The organism is uncultured Pseudoflavonifractor sp. (assembly GCF_944387805.1).
In the GTDB taxonomy this organism is placed as follows: Bacteria; Bacillota; Clostridia; order Oscillospirales; family Oscillospiraceae; genus Pseudoflavonifractor.
In genome coordinates this window covers 1-3,083 of sequence record NZ_CALXGI010000105.1, presented here as the reverse complement: position 1 = coordinate 3,083, position 3,083 = coordinate 1, and the positions used below count along the sequence as shown (strand labels likewise).

Below are 3,083 nucleotides of genomic sequence, written 5' to 3'. Positions count from 1 at the left end.
AGCTCCAGCTCCTTGGGGGGCGTATCCACCCGCTTGCCGTCCACCAGCAGCTCGTAGGAGTCCAGATTGATGACCAGCTTGTCAAAGGTGAGCTTTTTCTCTCCGCTCCCCTCCTCCTCCGCGCCGAAGCGGCGGAGCACCGCGTGGATGCGTGCCAGCACCTCCTTCATCTCAAAGGGCTTGACGATGTAGTCGTCCGCGCCCCCCTCCAGGCCGTTGACCTTGTCCTCCGTCTCGCCCTTGGCGGTAAGCATAATAACAGGGGTCTTGTCGCTCTCCCGGATCTTCTTGAGCACCGACCAGCCGTCCATCACGGGCAGCATAATATCCAGCAGCACCAGGTCGGGATGAAAGGAGCGGAACAGCTCCACGCCCTTTCCTCCGTCCGGCGCCACGGCGGTCTCATAGCCCTCTTTCTCCAGGTAGAGGTGGAGCAGCTCGGCAATGTTGGCCTCGTCCTCCACAATGAGCACCTTCTGCGCCATTTTTGTACACCATCCTTCCGCAGCCGGCCTCTGCGCCGGCGGTATCGCTAATAACATTATAGACATTTTTCACCCTATGGGGTGAATTTTTTGTAAAGACTGACCGGGTCAGACAGGCTCCTGGGTATAGGCCCGGTCCACCTGGATGACCGCAAAGCTGTTGGGGTCGGCGGCGCGGATTTTCCGCTCAATCTCCTGCCGCACCTCGTCGTCGCTGCGTTTGACGCTGTATGGCACCACCACATCGAAGATCAGGTTCCGGTGTTTGGGCCCGCTGGTCATGCGGAAGTCATGGATGGTCATGGCCGGGTCCACCTCCCGGACCAGATCCAGCACCATCTGACGGGCCTTGCTGATGGTCTCGTCCCCGGTGACAATGGGGTCCATATGGATGCTGGCCTCAATATGGTACTTGGCCTTCAGCTCCCGCTCGATGGCGTCAATCTCGTCGTGGACCTCCATAATATCCGACCCGGCGGGCACCTCGGCATGGAGGGACATCATGGACCGCCCGGGGCCGTAGTCGTGGATAATTAGGTCGTGGATGCCCACCACCTGGGGATGGGCCAGGATGGTCTGCTCAATCTCCCTCACCAGCTCCGGGTCCGGACTCTGCCCCAGGAGGGGATTCAGGGTGTCTTTGGCGGCGCCCCAGCCTGCCCGAAGGATAAAGACAGCCACCAGGATGCCCGCCCAGGCGTCGACGTTCACGCTGGTAAATCTGCCGATCAGGCTGCTGAGCAGCACGGCGGAGGTAGCCACCGCATCGGACAGGGAATCGGTGGCAGTGGCGGCCATGGCGGCAGATCCAATGCGCCGGGACAGGCTCCGGTTGAAATAGCTCATCCACAGTTTGACGCAGATTGCAGCCGCCAGAATGCCTGCGGACAGCCAGGAGAACTCCACCGGCTCCGGGTGGATAATTTTCTCCACCGAGCTTTTGGCCAGTTCCAGGCCCACCAGCAGAATGACCACCGACACCGCCAGGCCGGACAGGTATTCAATGCGTCCGTGGCCGAAGGGGTGGTCGTTGTCGGCCTGCTTGCCCGCCATGTGGAAGCCCACCAGGGTCACCACCGACGAGCCCGCGTCGGTCAGGTTGTTGAAGGCGTCCGCCGTGATGGCGATGGAGCCGGTGAGCACGCCGGCAATCATCTTGCCCGCCGACAGCATCAGGTTGAGAAAGATGCCCACAGCGCCGGACAGGGCGCCATACCGCTGCCGGACCTGGGGGTCCTGGACATTATTGCAGTCTTTTACAAAGGTCTTTACCAACAGATTAATCATATCCCGCACCTCGGAACCAAACACACAAATTTCTGCGTCTCAGGGGGAAGATCTCGTCCGCCCCGCCCCTGTGCAGCACAGCGGCCCGTATCAACAGACCGGCTTGGCATATTATCCCACGCTCCGCCGGGTCCGTCAAGTGGCCCCGACGGACAGCATCGTCCAGGCCGCAAGTCCCAGCTGGAGGAGCAGAATGGCGGGCAGGCCGTACCGGAAGTACCAGTGTCTGGTCTTGTGGCGGAAGCAGAACATGCCAATTACGCCGCCCAGAGCGCCGCCCAGCAGGGCCACGATAAAAAAGGTGCGCTCCCGCACCCGCCAGCCGTCCCGTCTGGCCCGGCGCTTGTCAAAGCCCATAAGGCAGAAATCCAGCAGGCTCATGATGCCGGCCCAGCCCAGCAGCCAGGGCCAGAATTGCAGCAAAAAACCTCTCAAGGCAGTTCCTCCAGCCACACAAAACCGCCCAGGTCCCGGGCGGTGTCATACCACAGCTTCAAGTCGATGGCAAAAATCCTTCCGTTGTCCACCACAGTGGCCAGCGTCCCCCGGTCCCCTTCCTCCAGCGCGGAGAGGAGTACCCAGTGCCACTTGTCCAGCTCCTCCACCGCCCCGTTGTCCAGGTTGAGAAAGGCCACGGGACAGTCGGAGTCCAGCCCCGCCCGGATAAAGGCCGCACAGCGGTCAAAGCCGGGCCGGTTCCCGCCGGCAGGCACCTCCAGAGCCCGGGGCGCCAGCCTCACGCCCCGGTCTCCGCAGAACCGGGCTACGCCGCCGGTATACATCTCCACCCGGTTGAGTCCGTGCTCTCCGGGCGTGACATACTCCCACACCTGGTCCATATAACCTACAAACGTCTCCTGTTCCCGTCCCTCCAGCGGGCACAGCGCCGCCAGAGACGGCCGCTGTGCGGCCAGATAGGCCATCTGGACTGATGCAGTGGTAGGGCCGCAGCCCGCCCGCTGCCGCCAGGGCAGCGTGTACCAGTCCTGGTCGGCGCCATGGGAGCGTCCGCCGTCCTGACGGCGGATGTCCATGGCCTGGGGGTGAGAGAGGGAGAGAATATGCTTCAAAACTGGTCAACCTCGGTTCCCGGCGCTGAGTGCGCCGTATTGATGCCGCCCTGCCGGAGCCGGCAGGCGGTTGTGCCCTGGGAATAAACTGCAGCGGTTTATTCAACAGACAGTATTATAGCGTATCCGCCGGAAAATGGGAACCTCCGCCGCGGACTTGGCCTAAGTCACAACCTCCGGCTAAGCCGGAGGCTTGATTAAGCCCTATAAGGGCATAATACAGACAATACCCCTAAAGGGG

General features: G+C 62.0%; 4 protein-coding genes. All 4 read right to left on the bottom strand.

All coding sequences use genetic code 11. The features are described from left to right. Window positions 1-485 (bottom strand): response regulator transcription factor (locus tag Q0K06_RS13795; protein ID WP_294553720.1); only part of this gene is annotated, 485 nt, incomplete at its 3' end. 108 nt (window positions 486-593) lie between these two features. Next, on the bottom strand, window positions 594-1,772 hold the full coding sequence (locus Q0K06_RS13790; RefSeq protein WP_294553716.1) for a cation diffusion facilitator family transporter: 1,179 nt from the start codon (window positions 1,770-1,772) through the stop codon (window positions 594-596). 135 nt (window positions 1,773-1,907) lie between these two features. Beyond that, window positions 1,908-2,207: a DUF1294 domain-containing protein gene (locus Q0K06_RS13785; protein ID WP_294553713.1), complete on the bottom strand. Its 300-nt coding sequence runs from the start codon at window positions 2,205-2,207 to the stop codon at window positions 1,908-1,910. Then, window positions 2,204-2,842, bottom strand: coding sequence for a hypothetical protein (locus tag Q0K06_RS13780; protein ID WP_294553709.1), 639 nt, complete (start codon window positions 2,840-2,842; stop codon window positions 2,204-2,206). Before Q0K06_RS13780 ends, Q0K06_RS13785 begins: the two co-directional genes overlap by 4 nt. Window positions 2,843-3,083: the final 241 nt, after the last annotated feature.

What these genes read in the sequence shown, in the direction of transcription:
- Q0K06_RS13790 (WP_294553716.1), bottom strand. Translation starts at nt 1,772, where the DNA reads ATGATTAATCTGTTGGTAAAGACCTTTGTAAAAGACTGCAATAATGTC.